The sequence below is a fragment of the Nonomuraea sp. NPDC000554 genome (genome assembly GCF_040300065.1).
Classification (GTDB): Bacteria; Actinomycetota; Actinomycetes; order Streptosporangiales; family Streptosporangiaceae; genus Nonomuraea.
Genome location: NZ_JBEPDC010000013.1, coordinates 219,466 through 234,854, shown reverse-complemented (window position 1 = coordinate 234,854; position 15,389 = coordinate 219,466). Strand labels below are relative to the sequence as shown.

At 70.2% G+C, this 15,389-nt stretch carries 13 protein-coding genes and 1 pseudogene; 3 read left to right on the top strand and 11 right to left on the bottom strand.

The annotated features are described in order from the left end of the window. The 3 genes from lat to ABT294_RS25085 all read right to left on the bottom strand — a co-directional run bounded on the left by lat (position 1) and on the right by ABT294_RS25085 (position 2,319). On the bottom strand, positions 1–1,272 hold the full coding sequence (lat, locus tag ABT294_RS25095; protein ID WP_350808691.1) for an L-lysine 6-transaminase: 1,272 nt from the start codon (positions 1,270–1,272) through the stop codon (positions 1–3). Between the two features lie 75 nt (positions 1,273–1,347). Next, positions 1,348–1,881 carry an HdeD family acid-resistance protein gene (locus ABT294_RS25090; RefSeq protein WP_350808690.1) on the bottom strand — a complete coding sequence of 178 codons (534 nt, stop codon included), beginning with the start codon at positions 1,879–1,881 and terminating at the stop codon, positions 1,348–1,350. A 72-nt stretch (positions 1,882–1,953) separates the two neighbouring features. Further along, positions 1,954–2,319, bottom strand: coding sequence for a PPOX class F420-dependent oxidoreductase (locus ABT294_RS25085; protein WP_502912117.1), 366 nt, complete (start codon positions 2,317–2,319; stop codon positions 1,954–1,956). Positions 2,320–2,480: 161 nt separating this feature from the next. Here ABT294_RS25085 and ABT294_RS25080 point away from each other — a divergent pair. Beyond that, positions 2,481–3,712: pseudogene (locus ABT294_RS25080) on the top strand (RNA-guided endonuclease InsQ/TnpB family protein). A 35-nt stretch (positions 3,713–3,747) separates the two neighbouring features. Here ABT294_RS25080 and trhA read toward each other — a convergent pair. Together trhA and ABT294_RS25070 are read right to left on the bottom strand one after the other, a co-directional pair. After that, positions 3,748–4,395, bottom strand: coding sequence for a PAQR family membrane homeostasis protein TrhA (trhA, locus tag ABT294_RS25075; RefSeq protein WP_350808688.1), 648 nt, complete (start codon positions 4,393–4,395; stop codon positions 3,748–3,750). 68 nt (positions 4,396–4,463) lie between these two features. Further along, the gene (locus ABT294_RS25070; RefSeq protein ID WP_350808687.1) at positions 4,464–5,960 is read right to left on the bottom strand and encodes a penicillin-binding transpeptidase domain-containing protein; all 1,497 of its coding nucleotides are present in this window, start codon (positions 5,958–5,960) and stop codon (positions 4,464–4,466) included. Between the two features lie 67 nt (positions 5,961–6,027). On the opposite strand from ABT294_RS25070, the gene ABT294_RS25065 reads away from it, so the two are divergent. Further along, positions 6,028–6,873, top strand: a complete 846-nt coding sequence (locus tag ABT294_RS25065; RefSeq protein ID WP_350808686.1) for a spermidine synthase — start codon at positions 6,028–6,030, stop codon at positions 6,871–6,873. 4 nt (positions 6,874–6,877) lie between these two features. Here ABT294_RS25065 and ABT294_RS25060 read toward each other — a convergent pair whose 3' ends face one another. Together ABT294_RS25060 and ABT294_RS25055 are read right to left on the bottom strand one after the other, a co-directional pair. Further along, on the bottom strand, positions 6,878–7,546 hold the full coding sequence (locus ABT294_RS25060; RefSeq protein WP_350808685.1) for a response regulator transcription factor: 669 nt from the start codon (positions 7,544–7,546) through the stop codon (positions 6,878–6,880). Then, entirely contained in the window at positions 7,539–9,272 is a 1,734-nt protein-coding gene (locus tag ABT294_RS25055; protein WP_350808684.1) for a sensor histidine kinase, read from the bottom strand. The genes ABT294_RS25060 and ABT294_RS25055 overlap by 8 nt, the downstream gene beginning before the upstream one ends. A 155-nt stretch (positions 9,273–9,427) precedes the next feature. Here ABT294_RS25055 and ABT294_RS25050 point away from each other — a divergent pair, with 155 nt between their 5' ends. Next, positions 9,428–10,795 carry a serine hydrolase gene (locus ABT294_RS25050; protein WP_350808683.1) on the top strand — a complete coding sequence of 456 codons (1,368 nt, stop codon included), beginning with the start codon at positions 9,428–9,430 and terminating at the stop codon, positions 10,793–10,795. On the opposite strand, the gene ABT294_RS25045 is transcribed toward ABT294_RS25050, so the two are convergent. From ABT294_RS25045 to ABT294_RS25030, 4 genes are read right to left on the bottom strand one after another with little or no spacing between them, the layout of a single operon-like run. Then, complete coding sequence (locus tag ABT294_RS25045) at positions 10,732–12,315, bottom strand: amylo-alpha-1,6-glucosidase (protein WP_350808682.1); 1,584 nt, start codon at positions 12,313–12,315, stop codon at positions 10,732–10,734. The two genes, ABT294_RS25050 and ABT294_RS25045, sit on opposite strands and share 64 nt — an antisense overlap. Then, positions 12,315–13,136: a carbohydrate ABC transporter permease gene (locus ABT294_RS25040; RefSeq protein WP_350808681.1), complete on the bottom strand. Its 822-nt coding sequence runs from the start codon at positions 13,134–13,136 to the stop codon at positions 12,315–12,317. The genes ABT294_RS25045 and ABT294_RS25040 overlap by 1 nt, the downstream gene beginning before the upstream one ends. Before the next feature lie 10 nt (positions 13,137–13,146). Beyond that, positions 13,147–14,073: a carbohydrate ABC transporter permease gene (locus ABT294_RS25035; RefSeq protein WP_350808680.1), complete on the bottom strand. Its 927-nt coding sequence runs from the start codon at positions 14,071–14,073 to the stop codon at positions 13,147–13,149. A 2-nt stretch (positions 14,074–14,075) separates the two neighbouring features. After that, positions 14,076–15,362: an ABC transporter substrate-binding protein gene (locus tag ABT294_RS25030; protein WP_350808679.1), complete on the bottom strand. Its 1,287-nt coding sequence runs from the start codon at positions 15,360–15,362 to the stop codon at positions 14,076–14,078. Between the last annotated feature and the right edge of the window lie 27 nt (positions 15,363–15,389).

Here is a 15,389-nt window from a genome sequence, read left to right as displayed (position 1 = left end):
TCACGCCAGGGCCGACGCCAGGGCCGTGAGGCCGTGGTCGAGGTCGGCCTCGGTGATGTTGAGCGCCGGACGCAGCCGGACCGAGCGCGGGCCACAGGGCAGCACGAGCACTCCCTCGTCCTCCCGCAGGCGGGTGATGAAGGCGTCCCTGGACGCCTTGTCGGGCAGGTCGAAGGCGCACATCAGGCCGCGGCCGCGCACGCTGGAGACGGTGTCCGGCTGCCCGGCCTGCAGCTTGGTGAGCCGCTCGAGCAGCTGCTCGCCCAGCGTGGCCGCGCGCTCGATCAGGCCGTCGCGTTCGACGATCTCCAGCAGCCCGCGCGAGCGGACCATGTCCACCAGGCCGCCGCCCCAGGTCGAGTTGATCCTGCCGCTGACCTGGAAGACGTTGTCGGGCACCAGGTCCACCCTGCGGCCCGCCATGATCCCGCCGACCTGCACCTTCTTGGCGAACGCCACGATGTCGGGGGCCAGGCCGAGCTGCTGGTACGCCCACGGGGTGCCGGTCGTGCCGCCGCCCGTCTGCACCTCGTCCAGCACGAACAGCGCGTCGTAGTCGTGGCACAGGTGCTGCATCGCCTGCAGGAACTCGGGACGCATGTGGTTGTCGCCGCCCTCGCCCTGGATGGGCTCGGCGATGAAGCAGGCGATGTCGTGCGGGTGCCGCTCGAACGCGGCCCTGGCCTGGGCGAGCGCGCGCTGCTCCGCCGCCTCGACGTCCCCGTGGTGGATGGCCGGGACGTCGATGCGCGGCCAGTCGAACTGGGGGAAGCGGGCGGTCTTGCCCGGCTCGGTGTTGGTCAGGCTCAGCGTGTAGCCGCTACGGCCGTGGAAGGCCCTGGTCAGGTGCATGACGCGGGTGCCCAGCTCAGGGGACCTGCCCGCGGCCTCGTTGCGGCGGCTCTTCCAGTCGAAGGCGGTCTTCAGCGCGTTCTCGACGGCCAGCGCGCCGCCCTCGACGAAGAACAGGTGGGGAAGGTCGGGGTCGCCGAGGACGCGGGTGAACGTGTCGACGAAGTCCGCCAGGTGCTCGGTGTACATGTCGGGGTTGGCCGGCTTGTTGCGCGCCACCCGGCCGAGCAGGTCGGCGAAGTCGGAGGGGAAAGGCGGGTTCACTCCCAGCGGCGCGGACGCGAAGAACGTGTAGAAGTCCAGGTAGCGGCGGCTGTCACGGGCGTCGACCAGCCAGGAGCCCCGGCTGCGGTCGAGGTCCAGCACCAGCCGGTAGCCGTCGACGAGTAGGTGGCGGGCAAGGCGGTGGTGTATGTCCATGTCTCCTCCACGTTGAGCCAGACAAGACATACTTTCCCCGTATGGAGGCGTATATATCCGAAAATTTTCCGGCCGCTAGGGCGTCGGGGCGAGTTTCTTCACCCGGAACGACAGGACCACCATCGCGATGCCGTACAGGATCGCGAAGATGCCGAGCAGCCAGACAAGCGTGAGCAGACCGGCACCCGGCCAGATGATGAGCAGGATGCCGAAGATCACCGACAGGATGCCCCCGACGATCAGTGTCCACTCGTTGGTGATCATCTCGCGGAGCGCGATGCCCGCGATGACCTCGGACACGCCGCTGAACAGAGCCCAGAACGCGACCACGTACAGCAGGGCCAGCGAGGTGATGCCCGGCCAGACGAACGCCAGGATGCCCGCCACGATGCCGAGGATCCCGGAGAGGATCAGCCAGGCCCGCGACTTCACCCCGTGCTTGAACGCGGCGAACAGCGCGAAGATCCCGCTGACGAGCGCGTACGCGCCGAACAGGATCACCAACGCGAGCAGCGTGAGCCCCGGCCAGACGAGCGCGAGGACGCCGAAGATGAGGGCGAGAATCCCGCGAACGAGGATGAGCCACCACGTACGCGCGATCTCCCCCATAGTGGCGTGTTCTCCATATGGCTCCATATTGGTGTGTTCTCCATATGGATCGCGAAGCAGACCAGCGCCCGGTCAAAAGTCGGTGACCCGCACCCCAACCGTCCCGTCGCGCCCCCTGCGCAGCCTGCTGCCGAGCAGCACCAGCCGGCCGACCAGGCCGTACTTGCGCCTGAGCAGGCGGCGCACCCGCTCGGTCTCGTCGGCGCCGAGCACCTCCGCCCGTCCCTTGACCGGCTCTCCCCTGGTGGTGCCGCGCACGTCACAGGCGACCACCGTCACCTCGGGGTTGCGACGGATCCGTTTGACCTTCGCCGAATCCGCGACGGTCCAGAAGACCACGGCGTCGCCGTCCTGGGCCACCCAGACGGGGGTCGCGACCGCAGTGCCGTCCCGGCGGTAGGACGTCACCGATATATACGGCTCATCTCCGAGATTCACCATGACCTCCGGAGGAAGCCCGGTCCTTGAGAGCCGGGATGAATCCGGCCCCTGCAAGGGGTGGCCCGGCGGAGCCAGGGCAACCCAGGATGCGAAGCGCACATAACCTCACCTTTTCCCTTTCGCTTACGGATCTTTCTGTGCTGCGGCAAAATGCGAACGTGCGTACGGCGTACAAGGTGTGCGGGTCTACCCCACTCCCGAACAGGCTGCGGTGCTGAATCGCACGTTCGGCTGCGTACGCCTGGTGTGGAACAAGACGCTGGCGTGGCGGCAGCACCGTTACCGCGCCGACGGGGCCACGACGTCCTACGCGCAGAGCGACCGGTATCTGACCGAGTTGAAGCGCGACCCCGAGTTCGGGTTTCTGTTCGAGGTCTCCTGTGTGCCGTTGCAGCAGACGTTGCGGCACCAGTACACGCCGTTCGTGAACTTCTTCGCCGGACGCGCCCGCCATCCCCGGTTCAAGTCCCGGCACGGCAAGCAGTCGGCGACCTACACCCGCTCGGCGTTCCGCTGGAAGGACGGGCGGCTGTTCCTGGCGAAGATGGACGCACCGGTCGCGTTCGTGTGGTCCTGGCCCGAGGTGGACCCTGCCACGCTGAACCCGACCGCGGTGACCATCTCGCGCGACCCTGATGGCCGCTGGCATGCCTCCCTCGCCGTTGAGACCGCCGACGGAACAGCCGTCGAGACCGCGGGCGAAGGCGGGCAGGCTCCCGCCGCCGCCAGCTCGGCGGTCGGGGTGGACCTGGGGGTCAAAGACTTCGCGGTCCTGTCCACCGGGCAGCGCATCGCCAACCCACGCCTTCTGGAACGCAAGGCGGAGAATCTGGCCCGCTACCAGCGGCGCATGGCCCGCAAACAGCCCGGCTCGAACAACAGGAACAAAGCGAAGGCGAAGGTCGCCCGCGCGCACACCAAGGTCCGTGACGCCCGCGCCGACTTCCTGCACAAGACCAGCGCCCGCCTGGTACGCGAGCACGACCTGATCGTGATCGAGGACCTGGCCGTGACGAACATGGTCCGCAACCGCCGCCTGGCGCGGGTCATCTCCGACTGCGGATGGGGCGAGTTCCGGCGCCAACTGCAGTACAAGAGCGCCAAGCACGGGCGACACCTGATCGTGATCGACCGCTGGAACCCCTCCAGCAAGACCTGCTCGACGTGCGGGCACCTGCTCGCCGAACTCCCGCTCAACACCCGGACGTGGCACTGCCCGTCCTGCGGCACCCGGCACGACCGGGACATCAACGCCGCCAAGAACATTCTGGCCGCTGGTCAAGCGGTGTCCGCCTGTGGAGCTGACGTGAGACATACCGGGCCCTCCCGGGTGCGGTCGGCTGTGAAGCAGGAAACCTCACCCGCGAGTGTGGGAATCCCCCTCCTTTAGGAGGGAGAAGAAGTCAACGATATGTACTGCTCGGTTCACGCGTGCGAGTACACCACGATCGACACCGCGATGTACTGCACCAGGTAGGCGGCGATGGTGAACGCGTGGAAGACCTCGTGGAAGCCGAACCAGCCGGGCGACGGGTCGGGGCGGCGCAGGCCGTACACGACGGCGCCGGCGCTGTAGAAGACGCCGCCGACGGCCACCAGCACCACGGCGGCGACCCCCGCGCCCTCCAGCAGCTGCGGCATCACGAAGATCGCGGTCCAGCCGAGCGCCAGGTACAGGACGGTGTAGAGCCAGCGGGGCGCGTTCATCCAGAACACCCTGAACAGGACGCCGGCCAGCGCGCCGCCCCAGATGATCGACAGCACGGCCACCCTGGCGGCGCCGTCGAGCGCGAGCAGCGCGAACGGGGTGTAGGTGCCCGCGATGATCAGGTAGATGTTGGCGTGGTCGAAGCGGCGCAGCGCCTCTGCCAGGCGCGGGCCGAGGGTGCCGCGGTGGTAGGTGGCCGAGATGCCGAACAGCAGGCCCGAGGTGATCGCGTAGATCGCGGAGGCCAGCCGGGCCTGCAGGGTCGGGCCGAGGGCCACGAGCGCGAACCCGGCCACCAGGGCCACGGGCAGCGTCCCGGTGTGCAACCAGCCTCGTAGCCGTGGCTTCGCGGTGATGGTCGTCATGAAACCTACGGTACCGTAGGTTAGCGCCCGCCGGGAGAGCGCCTGTCGTCCGCCGTGGAACGCCGGGGTCACAGGCCGTTGAGGAAGCGGGCCGCTATCGGCAGGGCCGCCGAGCGGCCCGAGCCGCCGTTCCGCACGAACACGCAGAAGGCCAGGTCGTCGCGGTAGCCGATGAACCAGCCGTGCTCCGCGCCGCCCCCGGCCTCCGCCGTCCCCGTCTTGCCCGAGACCCCGTCGGGAAGGCCCGCCTGGCCGGCCGTGCCGTGGTCGACGACGGCGCGCATCATCTCCCGCAGCGCCGCGACGACCCCGTCGTCGAGCTTGACCACCGCGTTGGCCTGCGCGCCGTCGATCCGGCGGGCCGCCTCCAGCGGCAGGATGCGCGGCGCCCGCCAGCTCCCGTTCTGCACCGCCGCCGCGACCATCGCCATGCACAGCGGGGTCGCCTCGACCGTGCCCTGGCCGAAGGAGTCGGCGGCGAACTCGTCCACGCTGCCGGGCGGGTTCATCCGGCCGCACTTGCCGCCCACCCCGGTCGACAGGTTCGCCCCGGTGAACCCCCACTTCTGGGCCTCCGCCACCAGGTCGCTCCCCCGCAGCCGGGTGACGGCCTGCTGGACGAAGGTGGTGTTGCACGAGTAGGCGTACGCGTCGGCGAAGCTGACCGTGCCGTGGCCCTGCCCGCCGGCGTTCCTGATGCTCCGGTTGCCGGGGATGGTGTAGCTGCCCGGGCAGTCGAGCTGGGCCGCCGGGTCGAGCCCGGATTCCAGCAGCGCGGCGGCGGTGATCGTCTTGAACGTGGAGCCGGGCGGGAAGAAGTCGCGCAGGGCGCTGCGGTTGTCCCGCAGCCGGTCGGCGACCGCGAGGATCTCGCCGGTGCTCGGCCGCAGGGCCACCACGGCCGCGTCGGCCACCCCGTCGAGCGCCCGGGCGGCCGCCGCCTGCACGCTCTGCGACAACGTGGTGCGCTCGGCCTTCCGCTCCGGCTCGACGGCCATCAGCCTGCGCGCCTGCTGCCCTGGCACGACGGACACCAGCGCCACCCCCTCGCCGCCCTCACCCAGTTCGGGCCGGAGCCGGGCGAGGTAGGACTCGGCGTAGCTGTCGTTGGGGATCTTGGCGCCCTCGCTGGTGACCAGTTCCGGCGGAAGTCCTTCGAACGAGGTCAGCTCCAGCGTGCCGCCGTCCTTCAGGAGCGGGTGCAGGGTCTCGGGCGTCCAGATGACCTTCCACGCCCGGTCCCGGACGGCGAGGCGCAGCGTGCTGGCGAACGGCCACGGGCCGAACTCGCGCAGCACCCTGCTGCCGGTGAACGGCACCTCGGCCGACTCCTCGCCGGTGCTCCGCACCGCTCCCGGCTCCAGCTTGACGTCCTGGACGTGCAGTTCCTCGGTCAGCGACCGGTGCCTGGTGACGAAGTCGGGAGGCGGCTGGTAGACCAGGCGGGCCATGGCCTCGACGTCGCCCCTGCGCCAGGCGGCGAAGTAGGCCGACGCGACCTCGGCCGGGTCGCCTTTGACACGATGGGATACGGCGAGGGCGAAAGCTCCCGCCGCTAAAACCACAAGTAACGCGATAACGAGCACAATCAGTCTTCGCCGTCGCATACGGTTTTCTCCCAGGAGGATCAACGTGGCACGTGGACAGCGGGAGCCGATGCCCGGCCGGTACCCGGTGACGTTCGGCGAGGTCGAACTGCTCCGAGACCTGGACAGGCAGGACGGCTGGGTGCTGTCCAAGGATGGCGTACCTCAGTCGTACGTCGACCTACAAGACCCCACCTTCCTGGAGTTCGAGTACGTACGTCTCATGGCGGACGTCATCGACCTCCTCCCTGAGGGTCCGCTGAGCTGTGTGCACGTGGGCGGCGGCGCCTGCACGATCCCGCGTTACGTGGCGGCCACCCGCCCCGGGTCCAGGCACATCGTGATCGAACCCGACGGGCTGCTGGTCAACCTGGTGCGCGAGCAGCTCGACCTGAGATCGGTGCCGAAGCTGAAGATGATCGTCCAGGGCGGCCGTGAGGGCACGGCCAAGGTCTGGGACGCAACGGCCGAGCTGTTCGTCCTGGACGCCTTCACCGGCGCCACCATGCCGGTGGAGCTGGCCACCCAGGAGTACATGGGCGACATCGCCCGGGTCCTCAGCCCCTCGGGCACGCTGCTGATCAACCTGGCCGACGGCAAGGGGCTGGCCTTCGCCAGGCGGCTGGCGGCCACCGTCCGCGACACCTTCCGGCACGTCGCGCTGCTGGCCGAGCCGGGGGTCATGCGCGGTCGCCGCTTCGGCAACCTCATCGTCGCGGCCTCACGCTCCGGGCTGCCGGTGGACCTGCTCACCCGCCGCGCGGCGGGCGGCCTCACCCAGGCCAGGTGCGTGCACGGCGAGGCGCTGACGAACTTCGTGGCGGGCGCGCAGCCCATCAAGGACGGCGACCCGGTGCTCGCGCCCGTGCCGCCACCCGCGGTCTTCGGCTGAGGGGTCAGGGCCCGAGGTAGGCCAGCACCGCCGCGACCCGGCGGTGCACGTCCGCGCTGGTCTCCAGCCCGAGCTTGGTGAAGATCGAGTTGACGTTCTTCTCCACCGACGACACCGACAGGTGCAGCGCGCGGGCGATGGCCCCGTTGGACCTGCCGTGCGCCATCTCGCGCAGCACGTCGCGCTCGCGGGCCGTCAGCCCCTCCTGCTGGCCGCGGACGTCCCGCCTGGCGAGCAGCCCTTCGACCACCTTCGGGTCGATGACGGAGCCGCCGGAGGCGACGGCCCTGATCGCGCCGAGCAGCTCGTCAAGGTCGCCGACCCGGTCTTTCAGCAGGTAGGCGAACCCCGCGGTGCCGTGCTTGAACAGCTCGACGGCGAACAGCGCGTCGGAGTACTGCGACAGCACCACGACCCCGACGCCGGGATGGTCGGCGTGCACGCGGTGCGCGGCGTCGATGCCCTCGAACCCCTGCCGCCAGTCCCCTCCCGGCATCCGGATGTCGGTGACCACCACGTCGGGGCCGAGCCTGCGGACCGCGTCGAGCAGCTCGTCGGCGTCGCCGACCGCGCCCACGACCGCGACCTCGCCGGACGTCTCCAGGAGCTGCCTGGTGCCCTCGCGCACCAGGTAGTGGTCGTCGGCCACGACCGCGCGGATCCGGTCAGGCATCGACCGGCACCCAGGCGTTCATCCTCGTCCCCTTTCCCGGGCCGCTGTCGAGTTCGACGCCGCCGCCGAGCGCGTCGAGCCGGTCGGCCAGCGTGGCCAGGCCCCTGTGGCCGGTGGCCCGCGGGTCGAAGCCCCTGCCGTCGTCGGCGACGGTCGCGCACAGCCGCCCTCCGGCGCGCGCCAGCCGCACCTCGATCCTGGTGGCTCCGGCGTGTTTGAGCGCGTTGGCGACGGCCTCGCTCACCGTGAAGTACATCGCGCCCTCCACCTCGTCGGGGAAGCGCTGGGAGCGCAGCTCGCCGCCGGCGGCGACGGTGGTGGGCACGGGCAGCCGGGCGCAGCGCTCCTCGACGGCCTCGACCAGCCCGCCCTGGCTGAGCGCCGAGGGGTGGATGCCGGCCGCCAGCTCGCGCAGGTCGGCGAGTGTCTGGCGGGCCTGCTCGCGCAGCTGGGCGAGCAGGTCGGGGCCGCCGCCCGTGGCCCTGGCCAGCTCGAGCCCGGCGATGAGCGCGACGAGCTGCTGCTGGACGCCGTCGTGGATGTTGCGCTCGATCCGCCTGCGCTCGGCCTCCTGGGCGTTGACCAGGCGGGTGGCCAGCCCGGCGCTCTGGATGGCCAGCGCCGCGGGCACGGCCAGCGCCTCCAGGAAGCGCCGGTCCGCCCCGGTGAACCGGCCGCCGTTCCTGGGGCCGGCCTCGATCCGTCCGGGACCGCCGCCGACGGGCAGCGCCAGCGCGGCCTCGCCCTGCTCGCGTCCCGACACCAGGCGGGTGCCGTCGGCGAGCGTGACGGCCGCCCAGCGGGCGCCGAGCCCGGTCCTGACGGCGGACGCGAGCCTGCCGAGCTGCTCCACCGGCTCGGGCGCGTCCTCCAGTTCGCTGCCGAGGCTCGACAGCACCTCGTCCACCGTGGGACGGACGTCGAACACCAGGTGCAGCCGCGACCCCCTGACGCCCACGGAGATGTCGAGCAGCCGGTGCCGCACCACCGACACCGCGAGCGCCACCGGCAGCGCGCCGAGCACGGCCACCACCCCGAACACGCCGAAGACCGGCTGCCCGCCGCCGAAGTCGAAGTGGGTCAGCAGCCCGGCTCCCACGAGGTTGACGGCCACGCCCGCCACCATCCACGCGTACTGGCCGCGCTCGTCCGGGCGGCTGCGCCTCCACCGGACGACCAGGCCGACGAAGGCGACGAGCCCCGAGATCACGACCACGAGCTGGCCGAACGACGCCGCGAGCACCGGTACCAGGTTGTCCGACCCGAGATGCGACAGCGACAGGCCGTCTCCTGACACCAGCGCGATGCCCGCGAAGTGGACGCCGACGGCCACGCCCGCGACCCACGCGACGGGCCGCCACCGGGCCGAGGGCAGCCGCCCCTCGGGGAACAACAGCGGGAGGAACACCCAGGTCAGGCCGTAGTACACGGTGAAGACCGCGAACAGGGCCGCCACCGGCCCCGACGTCTGCCCGGTTCGGGTGATCAGGCCCACGTCGAGCGTGCCGAGCCCGAGGCAGAGCGCGGTCGCCAGGAGCAGCCAGCCGTAGCGGACGTCGGGACGCCGGACCGCGAGCAGCCAGCCGAGCCCGGGATAGACCAGCCCCAGGACGATCAACGCCCACGTGAACGCCGATGCGGGCAGGCCGCTCTCCATCAGCGCGCCCGCCGTCACCCCCGCCGCCGCGGCGACCGCCAGCAGCCCGGCCACCAGCCTGGAACTCATAGACCACCATCGTCACGCGACACCACGGGAGCGTCTATGAGGTTAACCGCACACCTGGTGCGGGCAACCTCAGGTCCGGAAGCGGCGGCTCGCCCGGTGGGCGCCGGGCTGATCGGTGCGATTGGCTCGGTGCAACCCGATGTGAAGGAGTCGCCATGAAATCTCCGTCGAAACCGTTGCGCGTCCTCGCCGTCGCGGCGACAGCCGTGGCCGTCACGCTGACCTCCGGAGCCGGGCAGGCCGCCGCGCGACCGCTCGCGCCCAGCCCCTCGCCTTCCTCCCCGGCCGTGGAGATCCCGGACACGCCCGTCGGCGCGCAGGTGCGCTGGCTGTTGGACGCGTCCACCAGGACGCCGATCGCCGAGAGCGAGCTGAAGGAGCACCTGGCCGCCGCGTTCCTCCAGCAGGTGCCGCCCGCCCAGGTCAACCAGGTCCTGGCGAGCATGGCGGACATGCGCCTGCAGAAGATCGCCGGCGCGCAGCCCACGGAGCTGGTGGGCGAGGTGACCGCCGGCGGGAAGACCTACACGCTCACGATCAGCGTCGACGGCGCCGGGAAGATCAACTCGCTGCGGTTCTCCGTCCCCGCCACCCCGCAGCCCGCGCCCACGAGCTGGCAGGAGCTCGACCAGCGGCTGCGCAAGGTCGCGCCGGACGTCGGATTCGCCGCCGCCGAGGTGACGGACGACGGCCGCTGCCGCACCGTCCACGCCGTGTCGCCCGGCGAGCCGCGCCCGCTCGGCTCCATGTTCAAGCTGTACGTCCTCGGGACGGTCGCCAAGCAGGTCAAGCAGGGCACGCTCGACTGGGACACCGAGCTGACGATCAAGCCGGAGCTGAAGAGCCTGCCGAGCGGCCGGCTCCAGGACCGTCCCGACAACAGCAAGGTGTCGGTGCTGGAGGCGGCCAAGCTGATGATCTCCATCAGCGACAACACGGGCGCCGACCTGCTGCTGCACGCGGCCGGGCGCAGGGCGGTCGAGAACACGGTGCGGTCCTGGTCGGCGCACGCGAAGCGGAACGTGCCCTTCCTGTCGACCAGGGAGCTGTTCGCGCTGAAGGGCGCCGACTACCGCCGCCACGCCAAGCGCTACCTCTCGCTCGGCACGGCCCAGCGGCGCGCCTACCTGGCGAAGGTCGTCGACAAGGTGCCTCTTACCGGCATCGTCCCCTGGACGAAGCCGCGCGAGCTGGGCACCGTGGAGTGGTTCGCCTCCCCTGAGGACGTCTGCCGCGTCTACGCCGAGCTGTCCGAGCTCCGCTCCAAGGAGGTCGGCCAGATCATGTCGGCGAACGGCGGGGGGCTGGGGCTGTCGCCGGGCACGTGGCCGACGGTCTGGTTCAAGGGCGGGTCGGAGCCGGGCGTGCTGGACCTGAGCTACCTCGCCCGCACCTCCTCAGGCCGGACGTTCGTCGTCACCACCCTGGCCTCCAACCCCAGTGCCCCCTTCGCCGAGGATCAGGTCGTCCAGGAGTTCCTGGCACTGTCGCGGGGCGCGTTCACGCTGCTCGGCCGCTCCTGAGCGAGGTCCAGGAAGAGGGCCGCCGACCAGCCGAACCCGGTCGTCGCGCGGCCCGCGCGGCCCCCGGTCAGCGGGTTCCAGTACTCGTAGAGGCCGCCCCCGTCGCGGACCATGGCCAGGGTGCGGGCCCTGAGCTCGTCGGCCGTCTCGTGGTACCCGGACCGGCGCAGGCCGTCGATCAGGAGGTAGTTGACGTTGAGCCAGACCGGGCCGCGCCACATGGCGTCGGGGTCGAAGCGCGGGTCGTAGAACGCCACCGTGGGCACGGGGCGCTCGGCCCAGAAGCTCGGCGAGGTCAGGCCGTCGACGAGGGTGCGGGCGATCTCCGCGGGGAGCCTGCCGGTGAACAGGGGCATGAAGTCCAGCGGGGTGCGGACGTCGTCCGACGGCCTGGTGACGAAGCGGGAGCCGTTCCAGCGGCGCTCGACCATGAGGTCGACGAGCGCCTGGGCCTTGTCCCGCCAGATCCCCTGGTCCCGGCCGAGCACGGCGGCGATGTCGGCCAGGCGGTCGTACTGCAGCGCCAGGTAGGAGTTGAGGTCCGGCGGCTCGGCTCGCGGGCCATGGTCCCAGATGGGGCTGTCGTCCAGGCCGGACGAGTACGGGTGCAGGTACTCGGCCAGGCCGTCGCCGTCGGGGTCCGAATGCTCGAACCACCACTCCTGCGACCTGACCAGCGGCTCGTAGACCTCGGCCAGGAAGCCCGGGTCGGGGTCGCGCTCGTGGATCTTCCAGACGGCCCAGGCGGTGAGCGGGGGCTTGGTCACCGGGACCTGCGGTCCGATCGGACCGCCGCCGACGTGCTGCTCCAGGCGGGCCAGGTCGGAGCGGGGCAGGTCGGTGGTCTCGGCGAGCACGCCGTGGTCGTGCACGACGTCGGGGATCAGGCCGTCAGGGCGCTGGTTGTCGAGCAGGATGCGGATCTGCTCCCTGGCCAGGGCGGGGTCGGCGTGCCTGAGCGCGATGGCGTGGAAGTACGAGTCCCAATTCCATAGGCCGACATATCCGTACTTGGACGGGATCAGCGACTCCCTGCCCTGGATCCGCACCAGGTTCACCGCGAGCGTCCACCACGCCTGCTCGGCCCGTTCCCGCAGGTCGTCGGGGACCGCGGGCATCCGGTCGAACCAGTCGCGCCAGCGCCGGGCGGCCGCGCCCAGGACGTCCGCGCCGGCCGGCGGCGGGGAGCCGACCAGGGTCAGGCAGCCGTCGACCGCCGCCTCGCCGCCGTCCCACACGGCTCGCGCTCCCGTCCCGAGCAGGACGATCGAGTCCGGGTCCGCGAAGGCCAGCGTCACCCCGTCTGTCACCCCGTCCGCGAACTCGACGCGGTCGGGCAGCGCCCGGCGGACCGGCAGCTCGCGCGACCCGGCGAAGACCCGCAGGCCCGTCAGGACGGACGTCTCGCGCAGCCTGGTCTCGTACTCGGCCCTGGCGATCCAGAGGGAGCCGTCGTCGGCCGCCATCACCAGCAGGCGCGAGCCCCGCTCGGTGAAGGGGCGCTCGCGGAGATCCAGCATCAGCGTCCTCCCAGGCCGGATGCGGCCATCGAGTTGATGATCTTGCGTTGGCCGATCAGGAAGGCGATCAGCGTGGGGACCACCGCGATCGCGGAGCCCGCCAGGGTGAGCCCGTAGTCGACCGCCCCGTGCTGCTTGGAGAACTGGCTGAGCAGCAGCGGCACGGTGGCCATCTCCGGCGAGTTCAGGAAGATCAGCGGGAAGAGGTACGCGTTCCATGAGGCCAGGAAGACGATGATGCCGGTCGCCCCCAGCCCGGGGCGGATGTTCGGCAGCACGATGCTCCAGAAGATCCGCCAGCGGCCGGCCCCGTCGAGCCGCGCCGCCTCCTCCAGTTCCATCGGCACCGCCCTGATGAACTGGCGCAGCAGGAAGACCGCGAACGGGTTCGCGATGGTCGGCACGATCAGCGACAGGTGCGAGTCCACCCAGCCGAACTGCGCCAGCATCAGGTACAGCGGCACGACGATGACCTGCGGCGGCACCATCTGGGTGGCCAGGAACAGGATGAACAGCGCGCCCGAGCCCCTGAAGCGGATCCTGGCGAAGGCGTAGGCGGCCATCGCCGAGGTGAGCAGGGTGAGGACGACGTTCAACGCGGCGATGTAGATGCTGTTCCAGTACGCCCGCCCGAACGGCACCTCGCTCAGCGCGTCCGCATAGTTCTGCGCCCGCCACGGGTTCGGCAGCCAGTCGAGCGGGTTGTTCAGCATCTGGTGCGCGCCCTTGAAGGACGTGAGCAGCATCCAGACGAACGGGAACAGCATGGCCAGCCCGCCCAAGGCCAGGACGGCATGCAGGGCTACCTGCCTGCTTCGCATGCGAGCCCTCTCATGAGTCGTAGTGGACGAAGCGCTTCTGCGCGGCGAACTGGACGAGCGTGACCAGCAGTGTCAGCACCAGCAGGATCAGCGCGGCGGCGCTGCTCATCCCGAACTGGAAGTCCCTGAAGCCCAGCTTGTAGACCTGGAACACGATCGTGCGGGCCCCCTCGTTGTCCTTCGGATCGACCAGCACGTAGATCTGGTCGAACGCCTGGAACGAGCTGATCACCGCGACCACGGTGGAGAAGAAGATCGTGGGTGAGAGCATCGGCAGGGTGACCGAACGGAAGATCCGGAGGCTTCCGGCGCCGTCGAGCTTGGCCGCCTCGACGAGCTGCGGCGGGATCGTCTGCAGCCCGGCCAGGAAGATCACCACGTTGAGCCCGAGCGACGACCAGATCGTCACCACCGCGATGGCCACGATCACCCAGCCGGGGTCGAGGAGCCAGTCGGGCGGGGTGATGCCGAACCAGCGGTGCAGCGAGGTGTTGAGCACCCCGTTCTCGTCTCCGGCCAGGATGACCTGCCACATCAGCGCCACCGCGACGGAGCTGGTCACGACGGGCATGAAGTACATCACCCGGTAGAAGCCGCGGCCTTTGATGTTGTTCAGCGCGACGGCGATGAGGATGGCGAGCCCGAGCCCGAACGGCACGGTGAGCAGCGTCAGCTTGATCGTGTTCCACACGGCCAGCCCGAAGTCGGGGCTGGACAACTGCGCCGCGAAGTTGCTGAAACCGGCCCACTGCTTCTGGCCGAGCCCGTCCCAGTTCATGAACGCCAGCACGACGGCGAACCCGAGCGGGATCAGCAGGAACAGGACCAAGGCGACGACCTGGGGCGCCAGGAAGAACGCGGCCCACCAGCCGTCCTTGGTCCTGATCTTCCCCGCGGCGTGGCGGGACCGGGGGCGGGTCCGGGTGAGAACGGCCACGCTCAGCCCATCTTGCTCTCGACGAGCTTCTGCAGCTCGGTCATGCCCTGATCGAAGCCGACCTTGTTGGTCCAGACCTTCATCAGCTGGTCGTTGATGTCGGCGGTCAGGCCGGGAACGCCGACCTCCTCGGGGTAGTTGGCGAAGCCGTTGTCACGCACGTCGAGGAAGGTCTGCGCGTGCGCGGGATAGTTGCCCTGCAGCACGACCTGCTCCGCGCCCTTGATGGACGGCACCGCGGCGCCGGTCTTGAGGCGGATGAGCTGGCCCTCCTTGCTGACGAACTCGGTCAGGAAGGTGAAGGCCTCCTTCGGCAGCTTGGTGTCCTTGTTGAGCGCCAGGTAGGAGGCGGCCACCGCGCCGGGCATCGGCTCGCCGGACTGCGAGGGGAACGGCACGATGTCGTAGTCGGCGAGCTCGCCGCCCTTCTTGAGGGATTCGATCATCCACCGGCCGCCGGCGTAGAAGCCGGCCTTGTGCTTGAGGAACTGGGTGTCCGGGCCGTTGCTGGCGGGCTGCAGGTCGGCCGAGAGGAACGTCTTGTCCTGGTAGCCCTTGGCCAGGGTCTGCAGGGCCTCGCGGGCCTTGGCGTCGGTGGTGGCGACGAACTTGCCGCCGTCCCACACCTTGCCGCCGAAACCGTTGATGATCGAGTACGTCGAGCCGTACCAGTTCCAGAAGATGGACCCGGCCTTGCCCGCCGCCTTGAGCTTGGCGTTCATCTCCAGATATTTGGCCATCGTCCACTGCTTGGCCGCATAGAGGGCGGCCGGGTCCTCGGTGATGCCCGCGTCCTTGAGCGCCTTCTTGTCGAACCAGAGGACCTCGGGGTTCGTGTCGTTCGGGACGCCGTAGATCTTGCCGTCCTTCTTGGCCCCGCCGTAGATGCCCTCGAAGAAGTCCTCCGGCTTGCTCTTCGAGTCCGGCCCGCCGAGCAGGTCGTTGAGCGGGCTGAGCACGCCGGCCGAGACGATCTTGCCGATGTTGTCGTCGCCGACGAAGAAGACGTCGGGCGCGGTCTTGCTGGTGAGCTGGGTGAGCAGCTTGGGGTGGTAGTCCTCGTACTTGGCCACCGGCTCCAGCTTGAGCTTGATGTTCGGGTGGCGCTTCTCGAAGTCCTGCATGAACTCCTCGTACACCTTCACGTCGTCGGCCGAGCCCCAGGTGGACCAGCGGACGGTGACGGGCCCTCCGGCGCTGCTGACGCCGGGGACGTTGCCTCCACCGCTACCGCTGCACGCGGTCGTCGCGAGGGCGAGGATGCCGATGACGGCAAGCGCACGCTTCATGGTCTTGCTCCTTTGGGGGGTCTTGCG